The organism is Streptomyces chumphonensis (assembly GCF_014779715.1).
Lineage (GTDB): Bacteria > Actinomycetota > Actinomycetes > Streptomycetales > Streptomycetaceae > Streptomyces > Streptomyces chumphonensis.
This window is the reverse complement of record NZ_JACXYU010000021.1, coordinates 14,154-32,315: the sequence shown is the minus strand read 5'-3', so window position 1 is coordinate 32,315 and position 18,162 is coordinate 14,154. Positions and strand designations below refer to the sequence as shown.

The following is an 18,162-nucleotide window of genomic DNA, read 5'->3' as shown; positions in this document are numbered from 1 at the left end:
CTGCGGAAAGTTGATTGGCGTTCGCCGCGCGTGCCGACGAGGTTCGCCAGCAGTTCCACGGCGGGGGCGTTCGCCCCCCGCTGCTCGGTGGTTCGGCTGACGTGCGGTCAGTCCGGCGCGGGCGGCGTGGGACAGTGCAGCGCGAGACGCTGGATCCGAAACCACGTAGGGACGGCACTATGGGCATGAGAGCGGGAGCGTGACGGTCCCCGGACTCACCTCACCTCGGCGCCGCTGCCTTCTTCGCCGCCAGCGTCCGCTCGCGATGGGGGGGATGTTCGCCTCCGCGCTTGACCCGTCGCTGTACCGAAGGACGCAGCGTTGCCCCGGCGGGCGACACGGTGCGGCGGTGCGGTCCCGGGCGCACAGCGGGACAACTTCATGGATCGCCTCCCACTGCGCCCCTGCTGCGCCGTACGGTCGCTTCTACGGATGGCGACCCGGCAGTCACGCCCGGTCAGACAGGGAGGGGACACAAGGATGGTCAACGCCCGTACGTACCCGCTGTGGCGAGATCTCGCGATGAGCGAAGACCTCCCGAAGGAAGCACTCAAGACGGTGATCGACGCCCTGTGCGCCCCGGCGACGAGACAGGGTGGCTTCGACGATCAGGCCGACCGATGGCGGGAGGAAGCGCTCAAGGCCGCGCTGCCTGCGCTGCTGACCAGGACCTCTGGGAAGCGGCTGCGCGGACAGCTCCTGGTGCACGTCGACGAGAAGACGCTGGCTACCCTGGCGGCCGACGGCGCCGTGACTGCAGCCGACGTACCCGCCATCCTGCGGCACCGCCGGGTCTGGGCCGGGCTGATCGCCGCGCTGGCACGGCACCCCGGCCAGGTCGAGGCGGCCATCGCGCTCCTGCCCCGCCTCCCCGGCCACGAGGTCGAGCAGGTCGTCCGGGACTGGGATCTGGACCGCTACACCCGCGGCACGGGCGCCGCACCGGCCCCGCCCGTGCCGCCGGAACTGTTCGACGCCGTCCTGGAAGCCTGCCTCACCCCGCTCGCCGCGTACCTGCTTCACCCCGAGCCCAAAGAGGGCTGGGAAGGCCCGGGGTCCGCGTTCTCGAAGGACTGGTCGCTGGAGCTGGGCGGCCGCGCCGGCTGGGCGATGCTGGCCCGCTGCCCTGAGCGGTGGCCGCAGCTCACCGCTCACCCCGTCTTCGGGGCGGCTGTCCAGCACCTGCTGCTGGACCAGGCCGAGAGGCAGGCCCTCCAGGACGCCCGCCTCCGCGCCGCCGACCCCGACGGCGCGGACGTGCCCGCCGCCCCGGCACCCGCGCTCAGTGAGGAGGTGCTGCTCGCCTGCCTTCCGGCCTTGTGCCTGTCCGAGCTGGCCGACCTGCCCAACCCGCAGGTGACCGCCCGCCGGACCCTGCACCACCTCGCCAGCCGCGTCCGCAGCAACCCGCGACTGGCCGCCCTCGCCGCCGACCAACTGCACACGGCCGCCGACGCTCTCGTCACCCGCGGCCAGCTGCTCACCTGTTCCGACGAGCCGGGGAGCGACCACGAGTTCGACGGCCCCGTCCTGCGCCTCGCCGAGGACTTGGCGCTCCTGAGCGCCAACCCCGACCACCTCGCCGGGGCATGTGCCCAGCTCGCCCGGCTGGATCAGCCGGCCGTCGTTTCCCCCACGCCGAGCCGGGCCCTGGTCCGCGTCCTCGACAACGTCGATCCGGACCACGACCGCCCGGCCCGGCTCCTGGAACGCCACTACGAGCACCGCCGGGTCCAGGCCCTGTCCACCCTCGCGGCCAACCCCCACACCCCTCGCACCGCCGTCTCGGACGTGCTGAAGGGGCTGCACCCCGCCGAGCTCGCCTGGATCGCGGAGAAGGCCGAGGGGCCCGACTGGTTCCTGGCCGCGGCGGCCGCCGTCCCGGTCCCCGAAGACGAGGATGACGGTGTGGTGCGGCTGGTGGACGACGACGAACTAGGCAAGCACCCCGACCCGGCGGCCGTTCTGCAGTCCTGGCTCGACTCCCCCGCCACCGGTGACGTCCTCTCCCGCTCCGAGGTCTACCGCGCCATCGTGAAGTCCCGCTACCGAACGTTGGAGCACCTGCGCCAGATCCCCGCCGAAGAGATCCTCGCCCACCACGAACCCGAAATCGCCCTGCAGACCTTGCTGGAACACTGCGGCCGCAGCACCGTTCGGTGGGAGGCACTCGCTGCCGCCGTGAACTTCGACTACGACGACACGGAGATCACCTTCGGCCAGCTCCTCAACTCCCTGGAGAGCACACCCGCCCGGGCACGCACGTCCTGAGCGAGCTGGTTCAGGCTTCTGGCTCCCGCCCGAGACTTCCACCGTCCACACCACGGCCAAGGACAGGGCAGCCGACGTCACCTCGTCGAAGCCCGAGGTGACCGGCGAGCGAGTTCGGCGCTCGGGAGAATCGGCGTGCGCCTGGCGAGCGAAGCCGGTCTGGAGGCGGCCGAAGGGCGGGCCGCTCACCGGCTACACCGCCCTGCTGCGGGCCGCGGCTCGGTCGGCGGCGGTGACTGCGGCGATATGGCAGCGGCGGCAGCGTGGGACGCTGAGCAGTGCGATGCGCCCACAGCCGTCCGCGCACAGGTCCTCCTCGCAGGGCTCGTGGACACCAGCGCGAGCGTCGGACTGGAGCGCGCGGAGCTTGGCGAGGCGGTCGCGGAGCAGGGTCTGGGCTGCGCGGTCGCGGGCTTCGGCGCCAGCTTGGTCGGCCGCCGCCCGGGCGGCGGCCAGGGACGGATGCCGGCCGCGCAGACAGGCGCCGGCGGCCATCCGGGCCTCTGCGTCCGCGGCGCTGCTGCGGGCCAGCTTCGCCAGCGCGTCGCGCCGGTACTCGGCTGCTGCCCGTTCGGCCTCCCACCGGGCGGCCTGCGGCAGCATCAGGGTGACGCCGTCGGTGCGCGCCTCGTTGACGGCGCGGGAGACTCTGTCGCGGAGCTGGGTCTCGGCATGTGAGGCGACGGCCGCCCGGTCGGCCGGGTCGTCCAGGTCCGCCCAGACCGCCACCGCGACCGCGGTGGTCTCGGCGATCAGCTGCTCGGTGCGGCGCTGCTCGCCGCAGTCGTCGCACAGCCCGGCGGACTGCGGGGCCCGGCAGTCCGCGCACGGCTGCGCTTGCCGCTGCTGCTCGGCGGTGGCCGCGTCGGCCAGGGCCTGCTCGCGCCGCTTTGCGACGGCGGCCTGCCGCGCGGCGACCTGGGCGCGGGCTTGTTCGTGGTGCCGGGCTGCTGTTTCGGCTTGGAGGGCGGTGTGCGCACGCAGCCGCTGCTCGAGGATCACGCGACGGTCCTCGGGGCCAGTGGCGGGCTGTTCGGCCGTGACCTGTGCGGCGAGCTGCTGGCGAACCGCGCGCCGGTCTCCGATCCGTACCTCGCAGGCCGCGCAGGGGGTGCCGGTGTCCATCAGCAGTCCCTCATCGCACCGCACGTCGGGGCACTCACCTCGCCGGGGCAGGCCGCGGGCGAGCAGCCAGCCCACCGGGTCGGTGACCTCGTCGGCTCCTCCAGCAGCTACGAGGCGGCCTTCCAGGCGCTGGGTCAGCACGGTCTGCGCCAGCTCCTGACCGACGACGCCGGCGATCGCGGTCAGTTCCTGCCGCACGCCCCGGAGCACACGGGCCTGGGCGCCGCCGCGCTTGAGTCGATCCCACAACGGCCAGGCGAGCCCACCCAGCACTGCGACGGCATCGGGCGGGATCTGGCGGGCGCGGGCCTTCCGCCACGCGGCCACGCCGGACTGCTTGCGCTGTTGGGGGAGGGGATGAATCGGCTGTTCCCCGCGAAGCGGGCCCGCCTTGCCCCCCACGGCCGTCGGCCGATCGTCAGCGTCATCTGCCGGAACCCGGTCCTCGCGTGCGCACGCGTCCTCCCGGCAACGCTCCCCGGCCACCCCCTCGGCTACGCCGGAACAGCACAGATCACCCGCACTCTCTTCTACAGCCTTGGCCACAGGTGTGTGGTCAGCGTGAAGGGATGCAAAAGCACCGGCCCTCGGATCCGCCGACTTGTAGGGGCTGACCAGCGAAGAGGCACCGGGGAGACAGATCTGGTCCCCCCATGCAGACCCTCCCCCCATCACAGGAGCCTCCCGAGCACCGCCACCAGGCTGTGCTGGAGCTCGCCCGGCCGCCCGCGCCGCCTTCCGCATCCGATGCCGTGCCTCCGCCACGGCCGGCACCACCAGTCGCTCCCGCACGCCGGGCACCACCGCCATCACCTCGCACGACCGCAGCCGGTTCAGGGCCTGCTCCCCCGCCGCGCTGCCGCGGCCCAGCAGCCGCCCCAACGTCGCCGCCGGACGACCCCGTTCGTCGACCGCGCCGCCGCACAGCCGCACCGAGCCGTCCGTACGACCATGCAGTACCGCCAGCAGCAGCGCCAGCCGGTCCGTCGCCGCACCATGCCCGGTCCGCCACGCCAGCAGCCCGGCCGGGGTCTCCGATCCGTCCCGGTGCCGCCACCCCGGCCCGAACAGCGCTTCGCACAGACGCAGCAGCGTCGCCAGCTCCGACCGCTCCAACCGCAGCGGATCATCCTGGCCACCCTCGAACCGAGCCCGGCGCAACGCCTCAACCGTCCAGCAGATCCCTGCCGTCCGGCCACGCTCCGCCCCCGGCGCCGGCTCCGCCTCCACGTCCTCGCTCAACACCACGCCCTGCTGCAGCCGCGGACGCACCTCGTGGCGGATCGTCGTCGCCTGCAGCCCCAGCCACCGGCCGAACTCCGTAGCGGACAGCGACGCGGTCATCGTCGACCGGTTCGTCTTCGCCGCCGCGACCACCACCGCCAGCAGCACCGAATCCGGCGCGCCGTACAGCGCCGGGTCCGCCAGCAGCAGCTCCACCGCCGTCCGCAGCCGCAGCCGCATCCGGTCCGACAGCAGCAGCGGATCAGACGCCGCCCACACCGGCACGCCTTCCACCAGCGGGACCGACCGCCGCCGCGTCTTCGTCACCGCCTTCACCGGACATCCCCGGTGAAGGCGGTGGGGGCTGAGGACCCCTTAGACGGGGTGGCGCTCGTTACCAAAACGTTATCGATGCATACTTCGCCAATTGCGCAAATGACGTGTGCGCTTCCCGTCACACGGGACGCCGCTACGGGGCGAACACGGGTGAAACGGACATGTCCAGGCTGGCGAGGGAACACCAGGTCGTGCACTATGGGGATACCAACTTCCATATGTGAGCCGGACCGCCCAGCAACGTGGGGCAGCCGACGAACGGACTGGAAGCCACCACGCCCCTCCGTGAGGAGCAGGCAGCAAGCCGATGGCCAGGGAGATCTCTCCTTCCTTTCGGTTGGCGATCAAGGAGCCCCTACCAGGGCCCCGGGATTGCCGGTGGGCAATACGTCGGCCGTTGTCAGCGGCCGGGGTGTTGCGTCGGCCGCTGACAGCGGCCGGGGTGTTGCTGATGGCCCTTGTCAGGGGCCGGCCCGCTTGTCAGGCGGGGTATTGCTAGGTGAAGAAGTGGCTCGATGAGCCGACGCTCAGAACCGGCCGTCAACCGGAACTGAGCAGCCGACCTGGGTGTCAACCCGGTCGGCGCGAAGGGCCGCGCGAGGCCGAGGCGGATCGTCAGTTCGCCGAATGGTGCGCGCGGCCGGTGGCGTTACGTCACCCCGACCCCCTTGAATCCGAGGCTGGCGTCGGCGTGTCCTCATCCAGCTCGGCGGCTTGGGGGAAGCGCTCCGCGAGCCGCTTGAGCAAGTGCATGTAGATCACGCGATGGGGCCGCCGGGGGTGGGTCTGACCCAGCTCCCAGCGGGCTACAGCCAGGCGTTTCACGCCCACGGCGTCCGCGACTTCCTTCTGGGTAAGCCCCGCAGCGAGGCGCAGCTGCTGGCGCACGTGCGGCGCTGGCAGGACGTCATCGAGGAGAGCGTTGACCCGCTGCATGGGATCCGCGTCGGACATGCCCCAACCTCTCATGATCACTGAATTCCCGAAAGATACACCACGGGATAGCTCTTGGCTAGCGCGCACCGCTACGCCGAGAGGGCGGTGGGTGTCAAGCCTCAGCATGGCTTCAGGACTGAGGCGTAGTAGGACGCGAGCACAGCTTCCGCCCCAGAGCCCTGCGCCGTCGTGACGCGTTGGAACTGAGCCGACCTCAAGTCGCCGGCGACCCGGACCCGAGGGTGCTGTTTGCCGGGAGGGCAGTAGCCGTCCTCGCTCGAGGCGAGGCCGTCCAAACCCGCTGGCGTGTTGCCGAGATTGTTCAACACTGTCTTGGCGACGTAGGACTTGCGCTCACCCTGCCGGTCCGTGACCTGCAAGCTCCACTCGTCTCCGTAGACCATCGGCGACAGGACGATGTGAGAGACGGGCACGATCCGCACGCGCTCGTCCCTCGCGACCTCGGCGATCTTGTAGTCATCCGCCGGGGGACAAAGGACATGAAGCGTCGTTGAGGAGTGAGGGTGGGTGCGTAGCCATGTTCCGAGGGGGCGGTCCCCTCCGAGAACATAGGTCCGGCCTGCTAGGTCTGCAGGCTTGGTGCGCCACAGCGGAGGCATGGACGAACGTGGAGGAGCGCTGATCCAGTCAGTATCGGGCGGAGCCAGGGCAGCCACGCCGGTGGCGACCACGATCAGCTGTGCACTCAGTGCGCGTCCGTCCTCGAGTGTGAGCTCCGCCCGGTCGTCGTAGCCGGTGACGCTGGCCGCACGGCCCTGCATGACGGAGCATCGGCCAACCTGCTGTAGGCGGTCCAAGTCGGCGGCAAGGGCTTCAGCAAGTTGAGGGCCGGTCGACCAGTTGCCAGGAACATTCTCCAGCGCCCCGATGACATGCAGCTTGCCGCCTACTGAGTCAGCCTCCACGATGACCGTTCGAAGGTTCAGGCTGGCCGCCATCACCGCGGCCGCCACGCCTGTCGGGCCAGCGCCGACTACCAGCACATCTGTCTCGTGCGGTGTGTTCATGCGTGGCCTCCCTGCGTTCCGCTGATCCGGGACAAGACAACCTCGCTCGTGACCAGTTGCTCAGCGCCGATGTTCCGGGCGGCGAGCAGGAGCGCGGCGTCGTGGTAGCGGGCGCCGCCGGTGGAGGCACAAGCGTCGGTGACGATCCAGGGCCGGTATCCGGCCTGATAGGCGGCGACAGCAGAGTCGTATACGCACGCATCCGTGTCGATGCCGCACAGCACCAGATCGGTCCAGCCCGCCTCGTGGATGGTCCGGGCGCCCTCGGGGGTGAACACGGATGCCTGGGGCTTGTCGATGATCGCGGCAGCGGTGGCAGCGAAGGGAGCCAGGTCAGCAACGAGGGCTTGTTCCTCAGGAGTACGCAATCGCGTCCACCCCGTGATCGTCTCGTACGGCGATCCCGGCTCGTTGTGGAACCGTGACAGCACCACGGGAGCACCGGCTGCTTGCCAGCCCTGCACCAGCCGAACAACCGCAGGGATGATTCCGCGGCTGTGCTGGTTGACAAAGCCCTGCTGCACATCAATGACCAGCAGCGATGTCGTTCGAGGGTCCACCCACTCCGCCTTCCACATGGCCGTCACGGATTGTTGTCTCGGAGAGCGTCCTGGGCGGCGCGCAGCCGATCAGGAAGTTCGCTGGTGGCCAGGATGGCCTCGCGCATCACCCGGTGTTGGGCGGTCTCAGTGGGGCGTGCGGTAGTGAGCCGGAAGTATGCGCTGCGCAGAAAGCGCCAGCCGTAGGCCGTCGGCATCACCGGGTCCTGGCCGTCTTCGATCATGTGCAGGATGTGCGACGAGAGGGCCCAGAGGGCCTGTACGTCGAGCTCAAGGGCCACAATCTGGCTCGTGGTCAGAGCCCGCTCGTCCGACTGCGGGTGATAGGCGACACCAGACCAGCCGACGACGCCGCGGGAGACTCCACCGTCGAATGTCACGGCCTCGGGGTGCGCCCAGCCGTCACGAAACTTGGCTTCCTCGACCCTTGGCCCGAGCGGCACCACATTTGCTGGGTTCTGCCGGTTGACCAGCACTGAGGGCGTAGCGAGTAGCTGGAGAGCCGTGTCCAGGCCGGCGCTGGACCAGGAATGTGTGCGGAGCTCGTAGGCCGACAGCACGTACTGAGGAATGAGCGACTGGGCAGACTGGTCCTTGTCGCCGCTGTGGCGGGCCAGCAGGTGGGCCATCCTCTCTCCTACCCAGTCCGGTTCCTTTAGGTATGTGCGGTAACGCCACAACGCCAACTCGGTCAGCGACTCGAGGCGGTGGTGCTCTTCTAGATGCACCACCGCGACGCCGCAGGCGTATATGTGCACCGTCGACGACTGCGCGGAGTGGTGGTCAGCAGGCAGGATTCGCTGTTCCAAGCCGCCTGGCCCTGGCTCGCTTGGCGAACCCGAAGAGTAGAGGGGCGCACTGCACTCACCGAGGTACACCGGCAAGAACTTGTGGGAGACGACTGTGCACGGTGCCGGCCGCGCTGCCGACTCCGCGTTGACGGGAGCTGATGCTCCACGCAGTGCGGCCAGACGGAGACTGAAAGCCTCCTGCTCAGCGGGGGTGCACTGGTGGAGCGCCGTGTCCAGGATCTGCGCCATCTGGGGACGACAGATGCTCGTCTTGTTCCGCTGCCAGTTCGAGACGGTCCGGGGGCTGATGCCGAGGCGACCGGCGAACTCGCGCACAGACGCTCGCATCACCGACCGCAAAAGCAGCGCCTCCTCACCTGTCCACCTGTCCACAGCGATCACTACACACCCCTTTGGCGGTCACCTTCCAGGCATCAACGGCCCAATTGCCACGCTGTTGCTACACCACTTCCACGGTCGGACATCTCGCTCAAGGTCTCTGGTGCGGATGCTGGTTCTTGTTGATCCGCACCCGCAATCCCGGCCGGAGGAACCATGGCGATCCCGGGCACACCCCAGTGCCGTGCTCGCACCCAGTTCTGCGTGCGGTCAGGCATCGAACTCGTAGTCCAGGACGTACGAGGCGGAGTCGAGGGTCATCTCGTTGACCTCAACAACTCGCTGGTGGGCGTTGTAAGCCGTCCGGCACATCTTCAGGACAGGGCGTTCAGGGGACATGCCCAACGTGGCCGCTTCCTCAGCAGTGGGCAGCCGCCCGCGGATCTCCTCCCGGAAGCGAACCGGGCCATGTCCCAAGTCAGCGAGGCGAGCGTAGGTTCCCCCCGGTCCGGTGTCGGCCTGGGTGATCGCCGACCCTTCCACCAAGGCGTAGGGCAGGTACGAGGTGGCGAGCATGACTGGCCGGCCATCCAGGACGAAGCGCCGGGACCTGGCGCAGGCGGTCTCACCAGCGTCCAGGGCAAGTATCTCGGCAATGTGCGCCGGCGGAACGACCTCTTGCACAGAGACCTGGTCGACCGTCAGGGGGCGGTCTTCGTCAGCCGACCAGATCGACTTCCCGGCGCCCCACTGGTCCTGTGCCAGACGCTGAATACCGCGTCGCCGGATGGGACGGAAAGCCTGAACGAACACCCCCGCGCCCTTCCGGGACTCCGCGAGCCCTTCGTTGGTGAGCGCGCGCAGCGCCCGCCGAGCCGTCATCACGGCGACGCCATACTGCGGCGCAAGAGCGTTCTCCCCCGGCAGTCGATCACCGGGCCGGTAGTCCCCACGCTCGATCGCAGCCTTCAGCTCGTCAGCGATCTGGAGGTATCTGGGCTGCGCAGAGCCCTTTCCGCCTGCCATGTGTCTCCTAACTTCGCTAGCGATCCTAAGGGCTTCGATGCTCAGCGTCAGCTACGACTCGTGGCTTACACAGCGAGGAGACATCTCTATCGAAGTGCTTGACATCGATAGAGAGATCGCGCACCATCGCATTGCAGCTTCGATATCGAAGTTGCTCAGGTAGTCGTCCGCCTCTCGGGGCGGCCGGGGTAGTCCTCGGGTCACCGCAGGACGTGAGAGCACCATCGAACTCCTCCGGAGCCTGACGGCCGCGACGACTGTGTGCACGTCGCAGCGCTGTGCGCTGTCTGTCCTGCGGGACGCCGGCCTTGTGCCGTGCGGCCCGGAGGGCGGAGAAAGCATCGCGACCCCGTGTCCCCGCCGCTCCAGTCCTTGAGGAGTTCAAATGTCTGCTTCGACCCTTGAGCGCACCGCCCGTCCCCGCCAGAGCCGGACGCGCTCTCGCACCGTCAACGCCCGTCCGGCGCTGGCCCTCTCCACCCTCAAGCCCCAGCAGTACGACATGCGCCCCGTCTGCGCATCGCTGGTCTGCCCCGACTGCGAGACGTGGGTGCCGATCACCGGCCTCGGGACGAAGAAGCCCAAGCTCGTTCCGCACGACACCAGCCGCGCGTTCGAGTCGGCAGCCGTCCGCTGCCGACTGGGCAGCAACCGCCTCATCACGGTCGACGTCACGGTCCGGGCGTGGCAGGAGCGCCTGGAGGGCGGTCACGCGGAGACCGTCCACCGCCGCCGCACCACCGTGCGGCGCAAGCCCAAGGTCGCGGTCGCCCCGGCTGTCAGCCAGATCGCCGCGCGGAAGCAGACCCCCACGGTCGACCAGCCTGGCAACGGCCGGCGCGAGTGGCAGCCGCGCAAGGCGCAGTGGGCGGCGACCGAGTCCGCGGTCCGTGACGCTGACACCCGCCGCGCGAAGCTACCCGCTGGGGCTACTCCGTTGGGTGCGCCGTCGGTGCCGCTCACCACGCTGCACCCCGAGCGTCGCGCGAGCTGACCCGCTTCAGACGATCGACCACGGCCCCGGCCGCCCCGCATCAGAGAGGGGCGGCCGGGGCCGTGGCTGCTCGTAGGCAGCCAACCCAACAAGACGCGAGGCCCCAGGGATTGCGCCCCTGGAGCCTCGCTTTACAGGCCCTGAACTGGAGGAACCTGTGATCACCACGATCTCACGGCCGGCGCTCGGTGAGGAGCCCGAGCCCCAGCACGACCGCCCCGCCGATGTCCCGCCCGCGCTGCCGCCGCTGCCGCAGCGCGAGCCCGGCCGCACCCTGCACGCCACCGGCAGCCTGGTGGAGGACCTGGAGCACGAGGACGACCAGCGCGGCTACGAGCCCGAGCCCGACGCCCGCCACCGCGCCCTCGGCCAGGAGTTGCTGCGCCGGGTCCGCGCGGGTGACCGCATCGCCGCGGCCGCCGGCCGCACCGCCCCCCGCACGGTCGCGCAGAAGCGTGAGCGTCTGGCGGCCGTCGGCGGTGCGCGGTGAGGCGCCGCGCGGTGAGCCGCCGCCGTCTGGCCCGGGCGCTGGGACGTCTGGGCTGGCAGTGCTGGATCTGCGGCGCACACGTCGACGACTCGACCACGGCTTGCCCCATCCAGCACTGACCCAGCACCACTTCGCGGGCCCCGGTCACCCCGCCGCCCCACCGGGCGGGACGGGATCACCGGGGCCCGCCCCTCTTCGCCCGGCACCACCCTCACCACGCCCACCCCGTCGAAAGGGAACGCCCGTGTCCGCGACCGTGACGCCGCTCGCCGTCCTGTCCGCCGTCCACAGCCCGCACGAGGCAGCGCTGCTCGCCTACATCAACGACCGCCTCCCGGCCACCGAGTGGCGCCGCGCCGACCAGCTGGCCCGGCAGGTGTGGGAGCACGCCCTGGCCCACGCCGACATGTCCACCCCGGCCTGGGACGAGACGGCCGGGCTGCCGGTGTGGCTCACGGCGGCCGCCCGCACCGTCATCCGCCGCCACACCGCGATCGGCGCCGAACCGCCCGCGACGATCGCGTGGTCGGCGCTGGAGCAGATGCTGGGCCGCCCCGACACCTGGCCCGCCCACTGGCACCACCTGCTGGCGACCGCCGGGCAGGCCGCGCTCCTCGCCCAGGCCGCCGACGACCTCGCCGCCACCGACGGCGAACCGGCCCCTGGCCCCCTGCCCGTGGCACTTCGCACCGCCGCCTGATGCCCCGGCGCCCCTCCGACGACCTGTACGTCCGCTATATGCGGGCCTACCAGGCCTCCGCTCGCCACACCGCCGACTGCACGGCCTGCCAGACCGACGAGCTCTGTGCGGCCGGGGCGCCTCTGCACGAGCGCTTCGCCCGGCTGCAGGACGCCTACCGGACCCGCCAGGCCCAGCGGAACCGCTGACTCGACCACTCCATGGAGAACCTGATGCCCAGTTCACACCTCATCCCCACGCCTCACTCCCCCACCACCACGTCCGCGGCCGCCCAGGACTGGCGTCACCGCGCCGCGTGCCGCGAGGAGGACCCCGAGCTGTTCTTCCCCGTCGGCAACACCGGCCCCGCGCTGCTGCAGATCGAGGAGGCCAAGAGGGTCTGCCGCAGCTGCCCCGTTCAGGAGCAGTGCCTGCTGTGCGCCCTGGAGACCCGTCAGGACTACGGCGTCTGGGGCGGTGCCAGTGAGGACGAGCGTCGCGCGATGAAGCGCCGTGCCGCCCGGCAGCGCGTTCGCAAGGCCACCACCCGGACGGCTTGATCCGGCCCTCTGCCTCCGTCCGCACTCAGCCACCCCCTTCCCGTGGGGGTGTGCCGGGTGCGGACGGGGACAGGGGGCCGGATCGGCCGGCCGCCGCATCGAGGGAGGGACCACATGATCCGCTGCATCACTGGCGCCACCTGGCGCCGCTACCAGATCCGTGAAGCCGAGATCGCCCAGAGCACCGCTGAGCTGGCGCAGGCGCGACAGGAGGCATCGGAGGCCGAGGTCGACGTCGCGCTCATCCGCGAGGACCTGTTCGACCTCCAGGCCGCGCATGAGGAGACCGAGGCCGCGCTGGCCGAGGCCCGGCAGGAGCGGGGCACGCTGCGCCGCGCGCTGGCCGACGTCACCGCTGTTCTGCTGGCGGCCGAGGACGCCGAGGCCGCGCGGCGGCGGGCCGCCCGGCTCCTGATGCGCTACAGCGAGTCCGCCGACCTGGTGCTCCTCGCGCAGGAGCCGCAGGTGCACCTCTACCTGCACCGGGGCGTCGTCCGCTCCGCTCACCCCACCGCCGAGGCCGCGCGGTTGGCCGCCGAGGCCGAGGGCGCGCACCCCGACGGCTGGTTCAACGCGGCCGACGACACCGAGGCCCGGGAGGCCGCGCCGCCGATCTTCAGCCTCGGCAGCCTGCCGCTGGAGGGCGCTGCGTGGCCCGACCGCAGCCGGGTGTTCCTGCATCTGCTGGACGGCCGGCCCCTGGCCGCGTTCGGCACCGAGCCCGCTGCCCGCGCAGCGCTCTGCGCCACCTGCACGGCCTCCCGGGTGGCCCCGGAGGTCCGGGAGATGGAGGTAGGGGCTGCGGCCCCCTCGACGGTTTCGTTCTGACCGTCCGCTGCCGGCTTCTTCTCTTCCTCCGCAGTGGCGCTCTTCCAGTGGCCGTATGCCGCGTTCCACCGCCGCGCCCGCTCTTTCCAGCGGCGCGGCGATCCGTTCCAAGCCTGCTACAAACCCCGCTCCTCATGGCCTTTTGGAGGCCCCCGTGACGACCACCGAACCCCCTTCCACGGCTCTTCGGCCGGACTCCGTTCCAAGCCCGCCGGAGACGGTTCCGGTTCCGGGTCCGTCGGCTCCATCACCGCCGCCGACCGTTCCGCCGCGGTCCCCGGGCTCCGGATCGCGCCCGCGACGCGCCCCGTTGACGACGGCGCAGCGGATCGCCGCGGCCGGTGTCGCGCTCGCCGCGCTCACGCTCGCGCTCACCGGCCTGTACTTGTCGTTCAACAACGTCGCGACGTTCGCTCACGAACGGCTTCGGTTTCACAGCGTGGACGACGGCCGTATGTTCATCGGCGGGGTTGACCTGGGCATTCTCACGCTGATCGCGGTCGATCTGCTGCTGGCGTGGCTGCGCCGCCCGGTGATGTGGATCAGGTACCCGGTGTGGCTCCTCACCGGGGCCACCATGGCCCTGAACAGCGCTTCCGCCGCCCCGGAGGGGAAGTGGCAGCTGCTGGACTACGTCGCTGTCGGTGCGCACGGCGTTGTCCCGGTGCTGTTCATCGTGGTGGTCGAGATCGGCCGCTACGTCATCGACCAGGTGGTGCGGCCCGATCAGGTGCGCACCTCGATCCCGCTGGTGCGCTGGCTGCTCGCCCCGTGGCCGACCGCGAAGATCTACCGGCAGATGCGGCTGCGGAGCCTGAGCTACGACGAGATGGTTCAGCGTGAGGCTGACCTGCGCGGATACATGCTGTGGCTCACTCGGATCTGTGAGGCGGAGGACCGGGAGCCCACGGCGGACGAGCTGCTGCCCCAGACGCTCGCCCCGCACGGCTACACCGTGGCTCAGGCCCTGGAGTTGCCCGTCAAGCAGGCCCGGGAGGCCGATGCGCGCGCGGCTGAGCTGGCCGCGCGGGAGCGGGAGGCGAAGGTCGCCCGGTGCGAGGAGGAAGCGGCCGCGAAGGTCCGCGAGGCCGAGGCGCAGAAGCGCATCCGGATCGCCAACATCCAGGCGCAGGCGGAGGTCGAGGAGGCCGAGCGTGCGGCTGAGGACCAGCGGACGGCCGCTGAGCGAGCCGCCGCGCACCTGGCTGACCTGGAGGAAACCGCGGAGATGCGCGAAGCGCAGGGTCGGGCCGCCCGCGCCGAGGCCGAGCGGCTGGAGTCGGAGGCCGAATCCGAGCGCCACCAGGCCGAAGCCGCGCGGTTGAGGGAGCAGCGCCTGGTGAGCGAGGCCCGCGCCGAGGCGGCCGAGCGGCAGAAGGCCGAGGACGCGGCGGCCGCCGCCCGGGCTGCCGTGGAGGCGGAGGAGAACCGGTCGCGGGCTGCGCAGTTGCGGGAGGCGGCCGTCGCCGCTGAGCAGCGTGCGGTCGAGCTGGAGGACTGGGCCAAGCTCACCCCGGCTGAGCGTGCGGTGAGGCGGGTTATGCGCATGGTCGCCAGCGAGGCGGGTGGTGAGCCGGAGCGGCTGCCGCTGTCGCGGATCGCGCAGGAGTTCAATGTCTCGGTCAGCACCGCCGGGAACTACCGGTCCGAGGCCGCGGGCCGGCTCCGCGCCGGTCAGGACGGCTACGGCCGCCCCGAGCTGCACCCCGTTGCCTGAGACCTCCCGTGCCGCCGCAGGGCGGCTTGTCCGGGCTCCCACTGCCGCACCCGAACCCGTCGTCGTGCCGGGGTCGGGTGCGGCCACGGCCGCCCGGCTACTCCCCCACCCCACCCCCTTGGAGGAATTCCATGGATGCCAACAAGCTGTTCACGGAGGCCGGTCTGCGGTCCTTCGTCGACAAACGGCGTGACCAGCACCTGGCCGACGCGCAGCAGTACGGGCAGCTTGCCGGACTGTTCGCGGCCCGGCTGCGGCAGAGCCCCATCGAGGGCGACTGGCCGATGGAGGCCCGGCTGCGGGCCTACCGGGTGGTGCGCCACCTGCGGAAGCTGGAGAAGGACTCGAGGCACGCCGCGTCCGACGCGGAGGCCCTGCACGCCGCCTACACGCACCAGGTGCTGGAGCTGCCCGCCCGTCGCGAGCGGGCGGCTCTGAAGCGGGCGAAGGCCAAGGACAGCCGGGCGCGGCGCCGGGCGCTGCGGCGGTCGAAGGTCGCCGCCGGGCTGGAGCAGCCCCAGCCGACCAACCGCGGCTACAGCTTCCGGCTCGCCGGTGGGGGCGAGCAGATGCCGCACGTGACCGACATCTTCGCCAAGCAGCGCAAGGAGGGTTGATGGCGCGGAAGCGGACGCGGGCGCAGAACCAGGCTCAGCACTGGGAGCAGCGGCAGGTGCTGGCGAGGGAAGACGGCCCGCAGGCGGTCGCGAGCGTGTGGTTCGACGCCGCGCGGATGGTCGCCAAGCAGCGGGCCTTGGGCGGCGAGATGGAGGTCTGGGAGGAGCTGGCGAAGGCCCTGAGGGACTTCTACCAGCGTTACTCGCAGTGACTCTTCTTCATCATCACCACCCGCGAGAGAGCCCCTGGAGCGGGGGCCAACACGTGCGCACGCCCACGCTCGCGCGTGCGCGCGTGAGAATCCCCGATCCGATCACACTCTGTCAACTCCTGGAAATGGACTGTCTGGAGGTCTGATGGCCGACGAACCCCCCAACGACCGGGATGATGGCCCGGTCCCGATCAGCTTCACGGCCCCGCTCAATGCGGGGCCGACCGCGCGCCCGCCGGCGGCCCCGCCCGCACCGCCGCCCGAATCGGCCCCGGCATCACCGGAGCCGGAGCCGGAGCCGGAGCGGGAGCGGGAGCCGACGCCGGAGGATGCGGGGCGGCCGCTGCTGCGGGCGGTCCCCGGCCCCCAATCCGAACGGGATTCGGAGCCGGTCGAGATCGAGGAGCACCCCTGGGCCAGCCCGATGCAGGCCCTGGCGGCCCTCCCGGACCCGGCCCTGGCCGACTCCCCCGTCACCGCTGACGACGACGGCCGCGACCAGGACCTGGGCGGCGACGGCAGCGGCGAGCAACTGCTGCCGCCCGCCGCCGAGAACGGTGAGCAGCGCGAGCGCGGCGGAGCTGGCGCGCTGGCGATGGCTGCCGGACTGGCGGTCTCGGTCGCCGCGCTGCGCGGCCTGGAGCGCGAGCGCGACAGCAAGCGCAAGGACGAACGAGGCGGCCGGGCCGGACCCGGCGCGGGCGGGCCCGGAGCGCAGCGGCGCAGCGGTGGAATCTCCGGCGCCGGTGGTGGAACCGGCGGCGGGACGGGCAGCTCCGGCGGCCTCAGCGCCCGCCGAACGGATACCTCCCGCACCGGCCAGGGAACCGGATCGGGCGGGGGCGGAGCGCTCGGCGGCGGTCGTGGAGGCGACCGGCGCGGGCCTGGAACGCGTGGCGGCGGTAGTGACGACCGGCCCGGCCCCCTGCGGTCGACGCACCAGTCGGCCGGCGTGGGAACGCTGGGGAACCGCACCGGCAACCGCGGCGGTGGAGGCTACGGCACCGGCGGTTGGGGCAGTGGTGGAGCACCGCACCGTGGAGGTGGAACCTCCGGCGGCGGCCGTGGACGTACCGGGCCGGGGAAGTCCCTGGGCCGGGACGGCACCGGCCGCGCCGTGGCGCATCCGGAGCACCGCCGCTCCGACGTCACCCCGCTGGTTCACCGCGACCGGCGCCCCGGCGGAACCGGCGGTACCGGCGGTGGAACGGACCGGAAGACGGCACCGACCAAGAGCCGCGGCCGCTCGGGCCGGACCACCCTGGCCCAGGCGCTCGGTGAGGACGCCACCCGCAGGACCGAGCCGCGCCTGACGCGCCGCCGGGCCGGGATGCGCCCGCCGATCTGGCGGCGCGAGGACCACCACAAGAAGAAGGAGAAGGAAGGGGGCAAGCCCACGGCAGGCGGCGCCGCGCCTGCGCCCGGAACCGGCGGCACCTCCTCAGCCGGGCCCGGTGCGCGGCCGCCGCTGACCCCGGGGGCCAGCACCAGCCACAAGACCCGGGCAGGCAGGACGAAGACGAAGCCCGGCGCCCCTGACCCGCAGAGCAAGAGCAAGAGCAAGAGGCGGAGCAAGGGGAAGGGGCGGCGCGGCAGGACGGGAAACAACTCCTCTTGGTGGCGGCCCCGGGGCTGGTCGAAGGCCCGGGAACGGGTCCGCTCCCGGGCTCGTCCCGCCGCAGGCGGTGAACCCTTCGACGACGACGGCGGCAACTTCTGGACCGGCACCAGCACCGGCACCGGTTCGTCGGGCCCGCGCCAGACGCCGTGGGAGTCGGCCGCCGAAGCGACACACGATCACGACACCACGGTGTGGCGGGCCGACAAGCCGCCCCCGCCCGGCCACACCCAGGAGCAGATCACCACCGGCGTGCGGATGCTCGGCCCGGCCCCGACCCCGCACCACCCCCGGCCCGTCACCACCGCCCCCCACGCCACGCACACCAGCACGAAGGAGACAGACGTGCCCAACCCGCGTACCAGGACAGGCGCGCTCGCCGTGTCGCCGTCGGGCGCCTACCAGCCCGCTGTCGGCAGCAGCGGCCACGACACCGACGTCAAGCTCGGCGACGCGCTGCGCCACCTGAAGAAGCTGACCAAGGCCAGCTGGGCCGCCTACCGGCAGTTCGAGTGGGCCGCGGACGGGGCGCTGAAGCTGCGGGCGGCGATGCTCGACCTCGCCGAGCTCCTGGCGCAGCGGAACAACGTGATCGGCCGCAGGACCCGCGCGGCACTGGCGCGGCTGGCGGAGTCGATGGACCGCCTCGCCCGTGCCGCCACCCGCGCCAAGGACGCGACGCTGGCCTCCGCCGAGATGACCGAGGCCCTGGCCCGCGACATGGAGGCCGCCTACCGGCCGATGCAGCAGATCACCGCCGACAAGGGCCTGGCCACCCCGTCGGCCCGAACCCACAACCAGCCCTGAAGAA

17 protein-coding genes are annotated in these 18,162 nt (G+C 71.6%); 11 read left to right on the top strand and 6 right to left on the bottom strand.

The features are described 5' to 3' along the window. Positions 1-522: 522 nt before the first annotated feature. Entirely contained in the window at positions 523-2,271 is a 1,749-nt protein-coding gene (locus IF129_RS25255) for a hypothetical protein (protein ID WP_224755570.1), read from the top strand. 192 nt (positions 2,272-2,463) lie between these two features. Here IF129_RS25255 and IF129_RS25250 read toward each other — a convergent pair whose 3' ends face one another. The 6 genes from IF129_RS25250 to IF129_RS25225 all read right to left on the bottom strand — a co-directional run bounded on the left by IF129_RS25250 (position 2,464) and on the right by IF129_RS25225 (position 9,636). Further along, entirely contained in the window at positions 2,464-4,947 is a 2,484-nt protein-coding gene (locus tag IF129_RS25250) for a hypothetical protein (protein ID WP_191212153.1), read from the bottom strand. A 663-nt stretch (positions 4,948-5,610) separates the two neighbouring features. Further along, positions 5,611-5,910, bottom strand: coding sequence for a helix-turn-helix transcriptional regulator (locus tag IF129_RS25245; protein WP_191212152.1), 300 nt, complete (start codon positions 5,908-5,910; stop codon positions 5,611-5,613). 101 nt (positions 5,911-6,011) lie between these two features. Further along, positions 6,012-6,920: an NAD(P)/FAD-dependent oxidoreductase gene (locus tag IF129_RS25240; RefSeq protein WP_191212151.1), complete on the bottom strand. Its 909-nt coding sequence runs from the start codon at positions 6,918-6,920 to the stop codon at positions 6,012-6,014. Continuing rightward, a complete protein-coding gene (locus IF129_RS25235; RefSeq protein ID WP_191212150.1) occupies positions 6,917-7,507 on the bottom strand; it encodes an isochorismatase family cysteine hydrolase in 591 nt (196 codons plus the stop codon). The genes IF129_RS25240 and IF129_RS25235 overlap by 4 nt, the downstream gene beginning before the upstream one ends. Next, positions 7,504-8,109, bottom strand: a complete 606-nt coding sequence (locus IF129_RS26600; RefSeq protein ID WP_224755569.1) for a hypothetical protein — start codon at positions 8,107-8,109, stop codon at positions 7,504-7,506. The genes IF129_RS25235 and IF129_RS26600 overlap by 4 nt, the downstream gene beginning before the upstream one ends. A 771-nt stretch (positions 8,110-8,880) precedes the next feature. Beyond that, on the bottom strand, positions 8,881-9,636 hold the full coding sequence (locus tag IF129_RS25225) for a GntR family transcriptional regulator (RefSeq protein ID WP_191212148.1): 756 nt from the start codon (positions 9,634-9,636) through the stop codon (positions 8,881-8,883). 385 nt (positions 9,637-10,021) lie between these two features. On the opposite strand from IF129_RS25225, the gene IF129_RS25220 reads away from it, so the two are divergent. From IF129_RS25220 to IF129_RS25175, 10 genes are all read left to right on the top strand, one after another. Further along, complete coding sequence (locus IF129_RS25220; protein ID WP_191212147.1) at positions 10,022-10,630, top strand: hypothetical protein; 609 nt, start codon at positions 10,022-10,024, stop codon at positions 10,628-10,630. A gap of 157 nt (positions 10,631-10,787) precedes the next feature. Further along, positions 10,788-11,120: a hypothetical protein gene (locus IF129_RS25215; RefSeq protein ID WP_191212146.1), complete on the top strand. Its 333-nt coding sequence runs from the start codon at positions 10,788-10,790 to the stop codon at positions 11,118-11,120. A 244-nt stretch (positions 11,121-11,364) separates the two neighbouring features. Further along, positions 11,365-11,820, top strand: coding sequence for a hypothetical protein (locus tag IF129_RS25210; protein WP_191212145.1), 456 nt, complete (start codon positions 11,365-11,367; stop codon positions 11,818-11,820). After that, a complete protein-coding gene (locus IF129_RS25205; RefSeq protein ID WP_191212144.1) occupies positions 11,820-12,008 on the top strand; it encodes a hypothetical protein in 189 nt (62 codons plus the stop codon). Before IF129_RS25210 ends, IF129_RS25205 begins: the two co-directional genes overlap by 1 nt. Before the next feature lie 24 nt (positions 12,009-12,032). Then, positions 12,033-12,359, top strand: coding sequence for a WhiB family transcriptional regulator (locus tag IF129_RS25200; protein ID WP_191212143.1), 327 nt, complete (start codon positions 12,033-12,035; stop codon positions 12,357-12,359). 114 nt (positions 12,360-12,473) lie between these two features. After that, positions 12,474-13,187 carry a hypothetical protein gene (locus tag IF129_RS25195; RefSeq protein ID WP_191212142.1) on the top strand — a complete coding sequence of 238 codons (714 nt, stop codon included), beginning with the start codon at positions 12,474-12,476 and terminating at the stop codon, positions 13,185-13,187. 310 nt (positions 13,188-13,497) lie between these two features. After that, positions 13,498-14,904, top strand: coding sequence for a DUF2637 domain-containing protein (locus IF129_RS25190; RefSeq protein WP_224755568.1), 1,407 nt, complete (start codon positions 13,498-13,500; stop codon positions 14,902-14,904). 131 nt (positions 14,905-15,035) lie between these two features. Further along, a complete protein-coding gene (locus tag IF129_RS25185) occupies positions 15,036-15,521 on the top strand; it encodes a hypothetical protein (RefSeq protein WP_191212141.1) in 486 nt (161 codons plus the stop codon). Further along, on the top strand, positions 15,521-15,733 hold the full coding sequence (locus IF129_RS25180) for a hypothetical protein (RefSeq protein WP_191212140.1): 213 nt from the start codon (positions 15,521-15,523) through the stop codon (positions 15,731-15,733). Before IF129_RS25185 ends, IF129_RS25180 begins: the two co-directional genes overlap by 1 nt. A 145-nt stretch (positions 15,734-15,878) precedes the next feature. Next, positions 15,879-18,158: a hypothetical protein gene (locus IF129_RS25175; RefSeq protein WP_191212139.1), complete on the top strand. Its 2,280-nt coding sequence runs from the start codon at positions 15,879-15,881 to the stop codon at positions 18,156-18,158. Positions 18,159-18,162 lie beyond the last annotated feature (4 nt).